We start from the raw sequence: 13,745 nt of genomic DNA on the forward strand, positions 1-13,745 counted from the left end.
CTTTGGGGGAAACGATGGTCGTCCGGTTCTCGAGTGTGATCATGGCGGCGGTCGCCATAGTCGTGAGCGGCTGTGCGGTCACCCACGCCGAGCCGCGGGTCGCGACGGTGCTGTCACGACCCGGCGGAGATTTCGAGATCGGGCAGACGGCCCTGCACTTGGTCGATGAAGCCAGAGCTGACCCGTTCCAGCCCGAACGGCGTCGAGAACTCATGGTGTCGGTGTTCTACCCTGCCGCGGAGGTCGCCGGGTATCCACAGGCTCACTACCTGTCCAAAGAACTGATCCCCAGTCTGGAGAAGCAGTTCGGGATCCAGCTACCAGGCATGCTGACCAGCTCTTTCACTGATGCGCCCGCAATGGAGGGGGCACGATACCCGGTACTGCTCTACTCCCCAGGAGCTGGCGATTCCAGACTGTACGGCACGGGGCTGGCAGAGGATTTGGCCAGTCGCGGCTACGTGGTGGTGACGATCGATCATCCCTATGAAGCATCCGCTGTCGAATTTCCCGGTCCTCGCATCGTTTTCCACCAGAAGGCCGACGGGTTCACTCCTGAACTCCGAACCCGGTACATCAACGCCAGGCTCGCCGACACGAGCTTCGTCGTGGATTCGCTGACCGCGCTGAATCATGGTGCCAATCCCGATGCCGAACAACGGCCCTTGCCCGTGGGGCTGAATCAGGTTCTCGATCTCGGGCGTATCGGCATGGTCGGGCATTCCTCGGGTGGCTTCGTCGCGGTCGAGGCGATGCACGGGGACCGCCGCATCGACGCCGCGGTCGACCTCGACGGCCAACTAGGCGTCGACGACGACCTCGGGCGAGCGGCCAGCGAAGGGGTCGATCGGCCGGTGCTGATCATGACAAGCCAGCAGATCGAACAGGTCGGAGACGCTGAACCGTCCCTGGAGGCATTCTGGCGCAATTCATCCGGTTGGAAGCGCCGCCTGATCGTGAAGGACTCGGCTCATTACGATTTCACCGACCTGAGTGCCCTCGTCCCGGTGCAGGCACGCCCATCGGTGAACTTCGTTGGTCCGATCGGCGCCGATCGTGCGGCTGCGCTGGTACACACTTACGTCGCCGCGGTGTTCGACAAATTCCTCCGACATCTCGACGACACCGCCCTCGATCGACCTGTCACCGACCCCGAGCTCATGCTCGAGCGCTGATCAACCGCTACCACGCCTTCGCACCACCCTTCATCCCCAACCCGCCACCGGCAGGCTTCACCGCAGGCGCAGCCGGGGCCGCCGCCTCGGCCGTAACCGGCTCGGGCTCGGGCTCGGCGACCGGCTCGGGCGCGGGCGCGGACTTGGGCTCCTGCACCACCTTCAGATTCTCCGACAACGTCGCGGGCTCGACCCGGTCGATGGCCTGCAGCATCAACTGCGCCACATCCACCACCTCGACACCCTGACCGACCTCGCCACCATCCTTACGCGCGGTCACCCCATCGGTCAGCATCACCCGACAGAACGGACACCCGGTCGCGATCATCGACGGCTCATTACCGCCGGACAGCGTGTCCAGGGCCTCGTCGACGCGATCGATATTGATCCGCTTACCGAGCTGCTCCTCCATCCACATCCGCGCACCACCGGCACCACAGCACATCGACCGCTCACCATGACGCGGCATCTCCACCAACGACGACCCCGACGCCTCCATCAACTCCCGCGGCGCGTTGTAGATCTTGTTGTGCCGCCCCAGATAACACGGATCGTGATAGGTCACGTTCTGCGCCACCGGCGACACCGGAATCAACTGCTTGCCCCGCACCAACCGGTTCAGCAACTGCGTATGGTGCACCACCTCATAGGTGCCACCCACCTGCGGATACTCGTTGTTGAGCGCGTTGAAACAGTGCGCACACGTGACCACGATCTTCTTGCGGGCCTGCTCCACACCCTCGAACACCGAGTTCAACACCTCGATGTTCTGCATGGCCAACTGCTGGAACAGGAACTCGTTACCCGCACGCCGCGCCGAGTCACCGGTGCAGGTCTCCTCCTGCCCCAACACCATGAACTTCACCCCGGCAGTGGCCAGCAACTCGGCGACGGCCTTGGTCGTCTTCTTCGCCCGATCCTCGTACGCACCCGCACACCCGACCCAGAACAGGTACTCATAGCCGTCGAAGGAGTCCGCGTCCTGCCCGAAGACCGGGATGTCGAAGTCCATCTCATTGATCCAGTTGAGACGGTCCTTGGCGTTCTGACCCCACGGATTGCCCTTGTTCTCCAGATTCTTGAACAACCCGGCCAGCTCCGACGGGAACTCCGACTCGATGAGCACCTGGTAGCGGCGCATATCGATGATGTGGTCCACATGCTCGATATCGACCGGGCACTGCTCCACACACGCACCACAGGTCGTGCACGACCACAACACCTCCGGATCGATGACGCCGCCGGAGTCACCGCCCTCCAACGGCGCGACCAGCGGGCGCTCACCTTCGGCGCGATCCGATTCGGATAGCCTGCCCAGCGCGGAGTCGTCGCCACCGGCCAGCAGATAGGGAGCCTTGGCATAGGTGTGATCACGCAGCGACATGATCAGCAGCTTGGGAGACAACGGTTTTCCGGTATTCCAGGCCGGGCACTGGGACTGGCAGCGACCGCATTCGGTGCAGGTGGTGAAATCGAGCAGGGCCTTCCAGGTGAAGTCCTCGACCCGCCCCGCGCCGAAAGAATCGACATCGGGATCGGCGGTCTCCATATCCAGGACCTTGCCTGCGGACATCATGGGTTTGGCCGCACCCAGCGCGACACCACCATCACCCTCACGCTTGAAATAGATGTTGAAGAAGGCCGAAATCCGATGCCACGCAACGCCCCACGTGAGGTAGCGGCCGATCAGGTACAGAAACGCCGCGCCGGCGAGCATCTTGACGAATGCGAACGCCGAGATCATCAGCGGACTGGCCGGAAGCAACCGGGCGACCTGCATGGTGATCGGATCCGTGGACAGGTGGCCGCCGCCGTAGGTGGCGATCTTTCCGGCCTTGACCAGCACATCCCCCAGACCGTGGGTGAGCACGATCGCCTCGATGGTGTACGCGGCACCGAGGTTGGACCCGCTGAATCGTGACAGCCGCTCGGGGTGGCGCGGGTGGTTCAGCTGGCGAATGCCGATCAGCGCCACGATGCCGAGAATGGTTCCGACGGCGAGGATTTCCTCCATCAGGTGGTAGCCGGCGGTATCACCGATGAGCGGCCAGCCGAACTCGGGATCGTAGGTCTGGCCATAGGACTCGAAGTAGAACACCATGCCGAGCAGAAAGCCCACCATCACCAGCCAGTGCGCCCAGCCCACGGTCCGGAACTTGTTCATCCGCGTGTGCGCGACCACCTCGATGACAACGGTGCGCAGGCGCGGCAGGACCGGACGCAACCGCGTCCGATCCGGCTGCCCCGCACGGAGGACGCGCACCATGCGCGCCAACCCGGCGAACAAGGTTCCCCAGCAGATCACGGTGATGACGGCACCGATGCTGCCCAATGCGATCGTCGCGGTACTCACAGCGCTGACCCCCCGGTACGAATTCCACTGAGCAGCAACGACAGTTATGTTACTGGCCAGTAACTTACGATTCGGGTGCCGAGCTATCATCGAATCGGCGATAGCGGAAGTGCCGGTCCCCCACCACGGTTCGCCTTCACCCGCGCCGGACGACCGGTGTGCCTACGATGGCCCGCATGGACAGTGGTCGTGATCGAAAGCCCGGGGGGACTGTTCGACGCGCGGTGGTGTTGGGCGGCGGCGGAATCCCCGGGACCGCGTGGATGACCGGATTGGCCGCCGAGTTGCGTCGCCGCGGAATCGATCTCAGCTCGGCCGATTCGATAGTCGGCACCTCCGCGGGCGCGGTTGTCGGTGCGGCGCTGGCGACCGGCCGTGATCTCGAATCGTTCGCCGACCATCAGGGTCCCGGCGCGGACGCGCGACCCGCGCCGAAGCCTGAGCTGCTCGCATCGGTGTTCTCCCTGCTGTTCGACCCGAGCCTGGATCGGAATGTGGTGCGGCGCAAGGTGGGTCAGCTGGCGATGGCCGAGGACCCCGCGCAGTCGAGGCACCTCGAACCAATGGAACGGCTCGTCGGTGGAAGCGTCTGGCCGGACCGGCTGCGGGTTGTCGTCGTCGAGGCCGAGAGCGGTGAGCGCCAGATCTGGACCAGCGGAAGTGGGGTGCCACTGGCGACGGCGGTATCCGCCAGCCACGCCCTTCCCGGCGCTTTTCCGCCGGTCGTCGTCGACGGCCGCTACTACATCGACGGCGGGGTGGGGTCGGCGACCAACGCCGACGTCGCCGCGGACGCCGACGTTGTCGTGATCATCGAGCCACTGGCACACATGGTTTCGCGCGATCGGCTGCATAGCGAACTCGCCCACACATCCGGCACGGTGGTGCGGTTCGGTCCCGACGCCGCCATGATCGACGTGTTCCGAACCTACGCCACCAACCCGCTCGCGAGCTGGCCCGAAGCCTTCCGCCAAGGAGTACGTCAGGCGGACTCATTGGCGCGGCAGCTGGACGACGCGGGCTGGGCGACGCCGAAGCGATGATTCGGCTGTCTGGTAGCTAGCCACGTTCGGAACCCGAGTACAGCATGAGCGCTTCCACCGTGCCGATGCCGTGCGGTACCGCCATGACGCTACGAGGATTTGCAGGCCCGCTTCCCCGGGCTGCTGGACGTGGTGTTCCGCGGCCTCGTCGACATGATCGAGGACGACGAGCAGTGGAACGGTTCGCCCGCGGACCGCGCGAAACTGCTCACGGCGTTGAAACGACCGGTGAACTCGCGACCGCTGCCGCAGCCGTGACGCTCGATGGGTGTGGCGGCTTCGCACGACGCGGCGCGCGAACCGCGTTCAGACGATGCGGACCGCGTAGGGCATGATGCCCTCCTCGCGGACCGGGGAGACGCGGACGACGTCGCCGGATTGGGGGGCTTCGACCATTTTTCCGCCGCCGAGGTAGAGAGCCACGTGTTGGCTGCCGCCGGGGCCCCAGAACAGCATGTCGCCGCGTTCTCGGTCGGAGACGTTCACGCGGGTGCCCATGGTGTATTGGTAGCCGCTGTAGTGCGGGAGGGAGACGCCCACTCCGGCGAAGGCGTAGATCATGAGGCCGGAGCAGTCGAAACCGACCTTGTTGTAGTCGCCGTAGCTGTCAGCCACGCCGCCGTCGCGGATGCCGAGGGTGGGGCCGTTCTCATTGCCGCCGCCCCAGGCGTAGTCGACGCCGATCTGGGACATGGCGCGGTCGACCACCGTTTCGATGAGTTCGGCCCGGCTGCCGGAGGGGATGCCGGGGAGCGTGCCGGAGCGCTGCGGCGGTGGGGAGTCGCCGAGCTGGGTGTGCGGACGGTGAGTGGTGGCGGCCCCGGCGGCGCGTTCGGCGGCGGCGCGATCGGCCGCGACCCGGGCGGCGGCGGCCGCGGCGGCGGCGCGGACGGCGGCCTCCTCGGCTCGGCGCTGCTGATCCCAGGCGAGGAAGGCGTCGCGCTGGCTCTGTAGGCCCTCGACCCGGGCGCGGGCATCGTCGAGGCGCTGCTGCGCCGAGTCCCGTTGCGCCACCAGGCCGTTGCGGACGGCCGTCTGCTGGTTCAGCTCGGCCTGGGCGGCGGCTACCGCGTTCTCGGCCTCGACCTTCTTGCGTTCGGCGTCGGCCGCGGCGGCGTCGGCGATCTGCTGGGCGCGGCGGGCCTCGGCGTTCTTGTTGGCCTGATCCACCTGGGCGCGGCGCAGGCCGTCCACCACCTGCCGCTGATTCTTCGAGGCGATGGTCAGCACCTGGGCGCGGGCCAGCGCGGTCTCCGGATCGGGAGCGGACAGATAAGTCACCAGCGAGGTGGAGCCGGGCCGCATGTAGATCTGGGCGACGAACTTGTTGAACTCCCGGTGTGCGGCGTCGACGCGAGTGCCCGCCTCGGTGAGTTCCTGCTTGCTCGTCGCGACCGCGGCAGCGGCGGCATCGGCGACGGCGCGGGCCTGCTGCAGATCCACCAGCGCCTTGTTGACGGCCTCGCGGCGCGCGGCCACCGCGTCGTCGAGATGGCGCAGCTGCTGTTCGATCGAGGCGACCTGATTGATCAGCGCGCCCACCTCACCGACCCCGGCATCGACCTGCGCGCCCGCGTCGGCGATCTCGCTGTCACTCGGATTGGGCGGGGGCGGCGGCACCGCATGGCCGGTACTCACGCCCACCGCGAAAACCGTTGCCACAACGAGCAATCCCGCAGCGACCCGCACCGGGCGTCCCCGCCACCTCGCCGGTAATCGCATCGCACCTCCCTGGATCCCGCTCGGCCCCGGGGAAAGGGAGCGAACAACTGCCCCATGAGCCTCATCAACACCATCCGAAACACCGGACTCCCGAGGCCCGCACGACACTTCTTCCCCAAGAGTGGCGTGGCGCCACGGTACGACACCCGAGTCCCGGGATCGGGGAGGCACGCCACAATGACCACCATTCAATTCACTCGTTGCCGGTCATTAGCCCGATCTACATGACGCATCAGGCATCGAGGACGGCGAACTCGCGGCCGGTCAACACCCGACCGCGAGCAACCAACGAGTGAACGAGACCCGAGCGTCGGAACGCACCGGATTCGGAGAAATCAGGCGACCGGTTCGCGGTCCTTCGCGGTATCCGACGCCCCCGCCGCGCGTCGCGACTTCACCACGTACAGCCCCGCGATGATCGCCACCAGACCGGCGACCAGCACGGCCGTGATCAGGGTCCATGACAGACCCTCTTCGGACTTCATGCGGTCCACGAAGATGCGAGCCGCTTCCTCGGTGTGCGCCGGTCCGCGGTATTTGGCCTTGTCCTCGGCCCATTCCAGCCGCGCGCGGCTGTAGGTGTCACTCCAGGTGCCCACCCAGTCGTCACTGAAGACGACCACGGTGCCCTGCTCCTGCTCGCCCACTTCCGTGGCCAAATCGCGGAGCTTGGCTTCGATGCCCGGATTGCCGGGTATGACGATGATGTTCAGGTCGATGCCGTGTTCACGCGCATCGGCGGCGATATCGGCGAGGCCGTCCTGCTTGCGCCCCTCGGGTGCGGCGACATGGTTGTCGGCGAGATCGCGGAGAATGGCATCCAGATCGGTGTCCGGTGGTAGCTCGGCGAGCGCGGGGGTGAAAGCCTGGGTGTGCGAGACGGTCACGGGGTGCAGAGTACGGGACCGGTTGTCACAGCACCTCACCACGGCGCGCCGAACGGTCGGTCACACCGGTCCGGATGCGCCCGGGACCCCTCCCCCGCGCGTTCACAGGACAAGCGTACTGTTAGGGTTGCACCCGGACGAGGCCGCGCGCCTCGACGAGCCATCGGCACAGCCCCGCCGGTGGCCCCCATTCACAGACGAGTGGAGCTGAAACGTGACGAGTATCGATACTTTCGGCGCCAAGGGCACCCTAGAGGTCGGAAGCAACTCCTACGAGATCTTCCGCCTCTCGGCCGTGCCCGGCACCGAGAAGCTGCCCTACGCACTGAAGGTCCTCGCGGAGAACCTGCTCCGTACCGAGGACGGCGCCAACATCACCGCCGACCACATCCGCGCCATCGCCAACTGGGATCCGAGCGCGGACCCCGACACCGAGATCCAGTTCACCCCGGCCCGCGTGATCATGCAGGACTTCACCGGCGTGCCCTGTGTCGTCGACCTCGCCACCATGCGTGAGGCCGTCACCGCCCTGGGCGGCGACCCGAACAAGGTGAACCCGCTCTCCCCCGCCGACATGGTCATCGACCACTCGGTCATCCTCGACGTCTTCGGCCGCGCCGACGCCCTCGAGCGCAATGTCGACCTGGAGTACCAGCGCAACTCCGAGCGCTACCAGTTCCTGCGCTGGGGCCAGGGCGCTTTCGACGACTTCCGCGTCGTCCCGCCGGGCATGGGCATCGTGCACCAGGTCAACATCGAGTACCTGGCCCCGACCGTCATGGTCCGCAACGGTCAGGCCTACCCCGACACCTGCGTCGGCACCGACTCGCACACCACCATGGTCAACGGCCTGGGCGTGCTGGGCTGGGGCGTCGGCGGTATCGAGGCCGAGGCCGCCATGCTCGGCCAGCCGGTCTCCATGCTGATCCCGCGCGTCGTCGGCTTCAAGCTGACCGGTGAGATCCAGCCCGGCGTGACCGCCACCGACGTCGTGCTCACCGTCACCGACATGCTGCGCAAGCACGGTGTGGTCGGCAAGTTCGTCGAGTTCTACGGCAAGGGCGTCGCCGAGGTGCCCCTCGCCAACCGCGCCACCCTGGGCAATATGAGCCCCGAGTTCGGTTCCACCGCGGCGATCTTCCCGATCGACGCGGAGACCATCAGCTACCTGCGTCTCACCGGCCGCACCGACGAGCAGCTCGCGCTCGTCGAGGCGTACGCCAAGGAGCAGGGCATGTGGCACGACCCGGACCACGAGCCCGCCTACTCGGAGTACCTGGAGCTGGACCTGAGCACCGTGGTGCCGTCCATCGCCGGTCCGAAGCGTCCGCAGGACCGTATCCTGCTGTCGGAGAGCAAGATCGCCTTCCGCAAGGACATCTACAACTACGTCACCGAGGGCGACTCCACCCCGCACACCCAGCTGGACGAGGCCGTCGAGGAGTCCTTCCCGGCCAGCGATCCGGCCGTGCTGTCCTTCGCCGAGGACGACGCGGTGCTGCCGACCGCCGCCAACGGCTCCGAGGGTCGCCCCACCAAGCCGGTCAAGGTCTCCGATCCGGAGCGCGGTGACTTCGTGCTCGACCACGGCGCGGTCGTGGTCGCGGGCATCACCTCCTGCACCAACACCTCCAACCCGTCGGTCATGCTGGGCGCCGCCCTGCTCGCCCGCAACGCGGTGGAGAAGGGCCTGAGCTCCAAGCCGTGGGTCAAGACCAATATGGCCCCGGGCTCGCAGGTCGTCGCCGACTACTACGAGAAGGCCGGGCTGTGGCCGTACCTCGAGAAGCTCGGCTTCTACGTGGGCGGCTTCGGCTGCACCACCTGCATCGGCAACACCGGCCCGCTGCCGGATGAGATCTCCAAGGCGATCAACGACAACGACCTGTCGGTCACCGCGGTGCTGTCCGGCAACCGCAACTTCGAGGGTCGCATCTCCCCCGACGTGAAGATGAACTACCTGGCCTCGCCGCCGCTGGTCATCGCGTACGCGCTCGCGGGCACCATGGACTTCGACTTCGAGCACGACTCGCTGGGCAAGGACAAGGACGGCAACGACGTCTTCCTGAAGGACATCTGGCCGTCCCCGCAGGAGATCGACGACACCATCAAGTCGGCGATCAACCGCGACATGTTCACCAAGTCCTACGCCGACGTCTTCAAGGGCGACGAGCGCTGGCAGAACCTGAGCACCCCGGAGGGCGACACCTTCGCGTGGGACGAGAACTCGACCTACGTGCGCAAGGCGCCGTACTTCGACGGTATGGAGCTCGAGCCCGCCCCGGTCGAGGACATCAAGGGCGCGCGCGTGCTGGCGCTGCTGGGCGATTCGGTCACCACCGACCACATCTCCCCGGCCGGTCCGATCAAGCCGGGCACCCCGGCCGCGCAGTACCTCGACTCGCACGGCGTGGAGCGCAAGGACTACAACTCCCTGGGCTCGCGTCGCGGTAACCACGAGGTCATGATCCGCGGCACCTTCGCCAACATCCGGCTGCGCAACCAGCTGCTCGACGATGTCTCGGGTGGTTACACCCGCGACTTCACCCAGGAGGGCGGCCCGCAGGCGTTCATCTACGACGCCTCGCAGAACTACCAGAAGGCCAGTATCCCGCTGGTCGTGCTGGGCGGCAAGGAGTACGGCTCCGGTTCCTCGCGCGACTGGGCCGCGAAGGGCACCCGCCTGCTGGGCGTGAAGGCCGTCATCACCGAGTCGTTCGAGCGCATCCACCGCTCCAACCTCATCGGTATGGGCGTCGTTCCGCTGCAGTTCCCGGCCGGTGAGAGCGCCAAGTCGCTGGGTCTGGACGGCACGGAGACCTTCGATATCGAGGGCATCACCAAGCTGAACGAGGGTGTGACTCCGAAGACCTTGAAGGTGACCGCCACCAAGGAGAACGGCGAGAAGATCGTCTTCGACGCGGTCGTCCGCATCGACACCCCCGGTGAGGCGGACTACTACCGCAACGGCGGCATCCTGCAGTTCGTGCTGCGGAACATGATCCGCGGCTGATTCGCCGCCGTCCCCGCCCGCGGGGACGAGCCGTGTTGCGGCACAACCGAATAGCGAACTCCCCGGCATTCGTGCCGGGGACTCGCGTCCGGTATCGGTGGTAGGTGACGGGTCACGCCGTCACCTACCGCGCGACCTGTCCGGGTCGCTTCGCTCGTCGCTCGTGCGGGGTGTGTGCGCCACTTCCGGCGCACGCGCCCCGCACAGATGGTTTCGGAGGAGTCCATGCCCAAGGTCAGTGACGACCACCTCGCCGCCCGGCGCGGCCAGATTCTCGACGGGGCCCGTCGATGCTTCGCCGAGTACGGCTACGAGGGTGCCACCGTGCGCCGCCTGGAAGAGGCGACCGGTCTGTCGCGCGGCGCGATCTTCCATCACTTCCGTGACAAGGACGCGCTCTTCCTCGCCCTGGCGCAGGAGGACACCGCCCGTATGGCCGAGGTCGCCGCCACCCAGGGCCTGGTGCAGGTGATGCGCGATATGCTCGCCCACCCCGAGGACTTCGACTGGCTCGGAACACGTTTGGAGATCGCGCGGCGGCTGCGCAACGATCCCGAATTCCGCGGCCACTGGGAGCAGCGCTCCGAGGAACTCACCGCCGCCACCGTGGCCCGCCTGGAACGCCGCAAATCCGAAGGGGCGCTGCGCGACGACGTTCCCACCGAGGTGCTGCTCGGCTACCTCGACCTGGTGCTGGACGGACTCATCGCCCGCATCGCCTCCGGACACGCCGGAGACAATCTCTCGGCCGTCCTGGATCTGGTGGAGGCCTCGGTCCGCCGCAAGAACTGACCGCCACGTCGGGAAGCGGACACCGACTACCGCGAGTCCAGCTCCGCGACCAGCCGCTTCGGCGCGACGGCCCGATACGCGTCCTCGACGATCTCGGCCACTTCGGCCCAGTCGACGGGCACATCCAGGTACATCCCGAGCCAGCCCCGATGCCCCACGTAGGGCGGACGGAAGAAGCGGGTGGGCGCGGCCGCGATCAGCTCCTCCTGGACGCCGGGCGGGGCCGCGCACCAGAATCCGAGCCGATCATCGTGATGGTGGTCGGCGAACATCACGAACAACTTCTTGCCGCGCACGAACCAGCACGGCTCGCCGTGGCTGACGCGCTCGCTCACCTCCGGCAGCGCCAGGCACAGCGCCCGCAGGGATTCCAGTGGGTCGCTCATGAGCGGAGAATAGCGGCCCGGATTCGGCGGCGGCTTGGACGAATGGGAAGCGGCTCAGGGCACCGTGCCGGACTCCCAGGCGCGCAGCAGGATACGGCCGATCCGGTCGAGTTCCGCGCGCTCCGCATCGGTCAGCGGCGCCAGCATGCGCGTCTCGTTCTCGAGATGCGCGGTCACCACCTCGTCGACCAGTACGCGCCCAGCCTCGGTGAGCGCCACCCGGATCGCGCGCCGGTCCCCGGCATCGGCGCCGCGGCGCACCAGGCCGGCCGATTCCAGGCGGTCCAGCCGACCGGTCATGCCCGCCCGCGACAGCATGAGCGTATCCGCGAGCACCGAGGGGTTCAGCTCGAAGGGTTCGCCCGAACGCCGCAGCGCCGCAAGCACATCGAATTCGCCGCGCTGTAGGCCGTAACCTGCGAATACGGCGTTGATCAGCCCTTCGCCCACCACCATGAGCCGACCGAGGCGCCCCAGGATCGCCATGGCGGTCAGGTCTAGATCGGGCCGTTCCCGCCGCCACTGCTCGGCGATGGCATCCACCGGGTCCGATGTCTTCTCACCCATGGACACGATTCTATTCGACGGTTTATAGTTCGGTACCGAACTATTTATTGCCGAACTACCTTTGGAGTCCGTCATGAACACCACCGACCCGCGGCCCGCCATCCGCTACCCTGGCGATGCGGAGACCCTCCGTACCACCGATGTCACCGTGCGCCTGCTCATCGACGCGCCCGAGGCGAACCAGGCCGCCAGCACCGTCGAGGTCACCATGGCGCCGGGCGCGGACGGCGCGGCACCGCACTACCACACCCGGTCCGACGAGCTGTTCTACGTGGCCGACGGTGAACTCCAGGTCCTGGCCGGTGACCACATCACGACCGTCGGCGCGGGCGGCTCGCTGATCGTCCCCCGGCTGATGCCGCACGCCTTCGGCGCCGCCCCGACCAGCGGCGCTCGCATTCTGATCGCCCTCATGCCGGGGATCGAGCGTTTCGAGTACTTCCGGCTGCTGGAACGACTGGCACACGGCACCGCCACCGTCGAAGACCTCGCGGCATCCCAGGAGGAGTTCGACAACTGGTTCGTCGACGCCCCCGAGTGGTGGGCCGAGCGCACGGCCGGTCGACGCTGACACGCCGTGGCCGCGACGCGAGCCGGGCGGGCGCGCCAACCCCGCGCAATGCGTTCGCCCGCTGGCGATCGCGGTGGTAGCCGGGCGGTCGCCGATGTGCCGAAGACCACCGCGCCGCCGGGAATGCGGCCCATCGTGGGAGGGTTTGTCCGGTTATGGCTTTCTCTGTGCCCGTCACCGTGCGCGGTTACGAACTCGATATCAACGGTCATCTGAATCAGGCCGTGTACCTGCAGTACGCCGAGCACGCTCGCTGGGAGCTCATGAAGGCGGCCGGCATCCCGGGCGAGAAGATGGTCGGATCGGGGATCGGCCCCGTGGTGCTGGAACAGACCCTGAAATACCAGCGCGAACTGCATCTCGGCGATGAAGTGACCGTGAGCTGCGAATTCCGCTGGAGCGGCGGTAAGGCGTTCCGCATGCACCAGGAGATCCGCAAACTGGACGACACCGTATCGGCCACCATCGACGTGGTGTGCGGCATCATGGATCTGCGGCTGCGCAAGCTCGTCGCCGATCCCGCGGCCGCGCTGCGGGAGGTCGCGGAGTTCCCGGAGACGCTGGGCCTCTGAGCCCGATTGCGAACACCGAAAATCTTTCGGCGGTAGCGGTTTCCGCAGCGTCGACGCCGGTTTGCCGGTACGCCTGAAATCTTTCGTTGCGAACCGAACAGGCCATGTCGCGGGATATGATCTGGATCACGCTCGGCTCTACAGCAAATCCCGAGCAGATCGGAGTTCAGTATGACTGGCGCCCTTCGTCCACGTGTTTCCGCGCCACCGGGCACCGCAGCCCCACCCACCGCTACCGCCTCGCCACCGCTACCGGGCTACCTCGTCGATGCCACCGAACGCCATATCCGCGTGCGGGTCACCGACGGCACCTGGACCTTCCGCTGGGCCGACGTCCTGGCGCTGACCGACTGTGAGTTCGGGGCCCAGGGTCCGCGCCTCGGCGACGCCCGCCCCGTACTGGTGCGCGTGCGCGCGGGCGCGACCGCCGACTTCACCCAGCGGCGGCGGATCGAGCTCACCGAGCGCCCGCTGACCCTGCCGCAGGACCACACGCCCACCCGCGGGGACGACGAACTGGCGCGGCTCACCGAAAGCTGGGCTCGCCGCCTGGAACTCACCACCGGCCCCGGCATCGGCGGCGCGACCATGACCTGCTGCCAGACCCGTTCGCATTCCGGTAGCGACGACGGCGCGGCCTGCGACAGTCTCGACTGACGAGCCG

General features: G+C 67.1%; 12 protein-coding genes and 1 pseudogene. 8 read left to right on the top strand and 5 right to left on the bottom strand.

The window, feature by feature from the left end; all coding sequences use genetic code 11:
* Positions 1-41 precede the first annotated feature (41 nt).
* A complete protein-coding gene (locus FOH10_RS15280) occupies positions 42-1,175 on the top strand; it encodes an alpha/beta hydrolase family protein (protein ID WP_186000849.1) in 1,134 nt (377 codons plus the stop codon).
* A 16-nt stretch (positions 1,176-1,191) separates the two neighbouring features.
* Here the strand turns inward: FOH10_RS15280 and FOH10_RS15285 are convergent.
* Positions 1,192-3,528: pseudogene (locus FOH10_RS15285) on the bottom strand ((Fe-S)-binding protein); the annotation flags it as partial.
* 263 nt (positions 3,529-3,791) lie between these two features.
* Between FOH10_RS15285 and FOH10_RS15290 the strand changes: the two are divergent.
* Positions 3,792-4,571 (top strand): patatin-like phospholipase family protein, encoded by a 780-nt coding sequence (locus FOH10_RS15290; protein ID WP_186000850.1) that lies wholly within the window; start codon positions 3,792-3,794, stop codon positions 4,569-4,571.
* Between the two features lie 99 nt (positions 4,572-4,670).
* Entirely contained in the window at positions 4,671-4,829 is a 159-nt protein-coding gene (locus FOH10_RS34830; RefSeq protein ID WP_186000851.1) for a hypothetical protein, read from the top strand.
* Positions 4,830-4,877: 48 nt separating this feature from the next.
* Here the strand turns inward: FOH10_RS34830 and FOH10_RS15295 are convergent, their stop codons facing one another.
* Together FOH10_RS15295 and FOH10_RS15300 are read right to left on the bottom strand one after the other, a co-directional pair.
* On the bottom strand, positions 4,878-6,293 hold the full coding sequence (locus FOH10_RS15295) for an NlpC/P60 family protein (protein WP_143981219.1): 1,416 nt from the start codon (positions 6,291-6,293) through the stop codon (positions 4,878-4,880).
* A 335-nt stretch (positions 6,294-6,628) separates the two neighbouring features.
* Positions 6,629-7,180: an Rv1476 family membrane protein gene (locus FOH10_RS15300; protein WP_039814704.1), complete on the bottom strand. Its 552-nt coding sequence runs from the start codon at positions 7,178-7,180 to the stop codon at positions 6,629-6,631.
* A 214-nt stretch (positions 7,181-7,394) separates the two neighbouring features.
* Here FOH10_RS15300 and FOH10_RS15305 point away from each other — a divergent pair, with 214 nt between their 5' ends.
* Together FOH10_RS15305 and FOH10_RS15310 are read left to right on the top strand one after the other, a co-directional pair.
* Positions 7,395-10,193: an aconitate hydratase gene (locus tag FOH10_RS15305; protein ID WP_143981220.1), complete on the top strand. Its 2,799-nt coding sequence runs from the start codon at positions 7,395-7,397 to the stop codon at positions 10,191-10,193.
* A 225-nt stretch (positions 10,194-10,418) separates the two neighbouring features.
* A complete protein-coding gene (locus tag FOH10_RS15310; RefSeq protein ID WP_029925007.1) occupies positions 10,419-10,985 on the top strand; it encodes a TetR/AcrR family transcriptional regulator in 567 nt (188 codons plus the stop codon).
* Between the two features lie 26 nt (positions 10,986-11,011).
* Here FOH10_RS15310 and FOH10_RS15315 read toward each other — a convergent pair whose 3' ends face one another.
* Together FOH10_RS15315 and FOH10_RS15320 are read right to left on the bottom strand one after the other, a co-directional pair.
* Positions 11,012-11,371 carry an MmcQ/YjbR family DNA-binding protein gene (locus tag FOH10_RS15315; protein ID WP_039813063.1) on the bottom strand — a complete coding sequence of 120 codons (360 nt, stop codon included), beginning with the start codon at positions 11,369-11,371 and terminating at the stop codon, positions 11,012-11,014.
* A 54-nt stretch (positions 11,372-11,425) separates the two neighbouring features.
* Entirely contained in the window at positions 11,426-11,938 is a 513-nt protein-coding gene (locus FOH10_RS15320; protein ID WP_186000852.1) for a MarR family winged helix-turn-helix transcriptional regulator, read from the bottom strand.
* A 73-nt stretch (positions 11,939-12,011) separates the two neighbouring features.
* On the opposite strand from FOH10_RS15320, the gene FOH10_RS15325 reads away from it, so the two are divergent.
* The 3 genes from FOH10_RS15325 to FOH10_RS15335 all read left to right on the top strand — a co-directional run bounded on the left by FOH10_RS15325 (position 12,012) and on the right by FOH10_RS15335 (position 13,738).
* Positions 12,012-12,509: a cupin domain-containing protein gene (locus tag FOH10_RS15325; protein ID WP_143981222.1), complete on the top strand. Its 498-nt coding sequence runs from the start codon at positions 12,012-12,014 to the stop codon at positions 12,507-12,509.
* Between the two features lie 155 nt (positions 12,510-12,664).
* Positions 12,665-13,081: an acyl-CoA thioesterase gene (locus FOH10_RS15330; protein ID WP_029925001.1), complete on the top strand. Its 417-nt coding sequence runs from the start codon at positions 12,665-12,667 to the stop codon at positions 13,079-13,081.
* Positions 13,082-13,252: 171 nt separating this feature from the next.
* Positions 13,253-13,738 carry a hypothetical protein gene (locus tag FOH10_RS15335; protein WP_039813070.1) on the top strand — a complete coding sequence of 162 codons (486 nt, stop codon included), beginning with the start codon at positions 13,253-13,255 and terminating at the stop codon, positions 13,736-13,738.
* The last annotated feature ends 7 nt before the right edge of the window (positions 13,739-13,745 follow it).

Origin of the sequence: Nocardia otitidiscaviarum (assembly GCF_007362295.1) — a bacterium.
Taxonomy (GTDB): Bacteria; Actinomycetota; Actinomycetes; order Mycobacteriales; family Mycobacteriaceae; genus Nocardia; species Nocardia otitidiscaviarum.

Coding starts and splice junctions, on each gene's coding strand:
- FOH10_RS15280 (WP_186000849.1), top strand. CDS start 42: ATGGCGGCGGTCGCCATAGTCGTGAGCGGCTGTGCGGTCACCCACGCC.
- FOH10_RS15290 (WP_186000850.1), top strand. CDS start 3,792: ATGACCGGATTGGCCGCCGAGTTGCGTCGCCGCGGAATCGATCTCAGC.
- FOH10_RS15295 (WP_143981219.1), bottom strand. CDS start 6,293: ATGCGATTACCGGCGAGGTGGCGGGGACGCCCGGTGCGGGTCGCTGCG.
- FOH10_RS15310 (WP_029925007.1), top strand. CDS start 10,419: ATGCCCAAGGTCAGTGACGACCACCTCGCCGCCCGGCGCGGCCAGATT.
- FOH10_RS15315 (WP_039813063.1), bottom strand. CDS start 11,371: ATGAGCGACCCACTGGAATCCCTGCGGGCGCTGTGCCTGGCGCTGCCG.
- FOH10_RS15320 (WP_186000852.1), bottom strand. CDS start 11,938: ATGGGTGAGAAGACATCGGACCCGGTGGATGCCATCGCCGAGCAGTGG.
- FOH10_RS15325 (WP_143981222.1), top strand. CDS start 12,012: ATGAACACCACCGACCCGCGGCCCGCCATCCGCTACCCTGGCGATGCG.
- FOH10_RS15330 (WP_029925001.1), top strand. CDS start 12,665: ATGGCTTTCTCTGTGCCCGTCACCGTGCGCGGTTACGAACTCGATATC.
- FOH10_RS15335 (WP_039813070.1), top strand. CDS start 13,253: ATGACTGGCGCCCTTCGTCCACGTGTTTCCGCGCCACCGGGCACCGCA.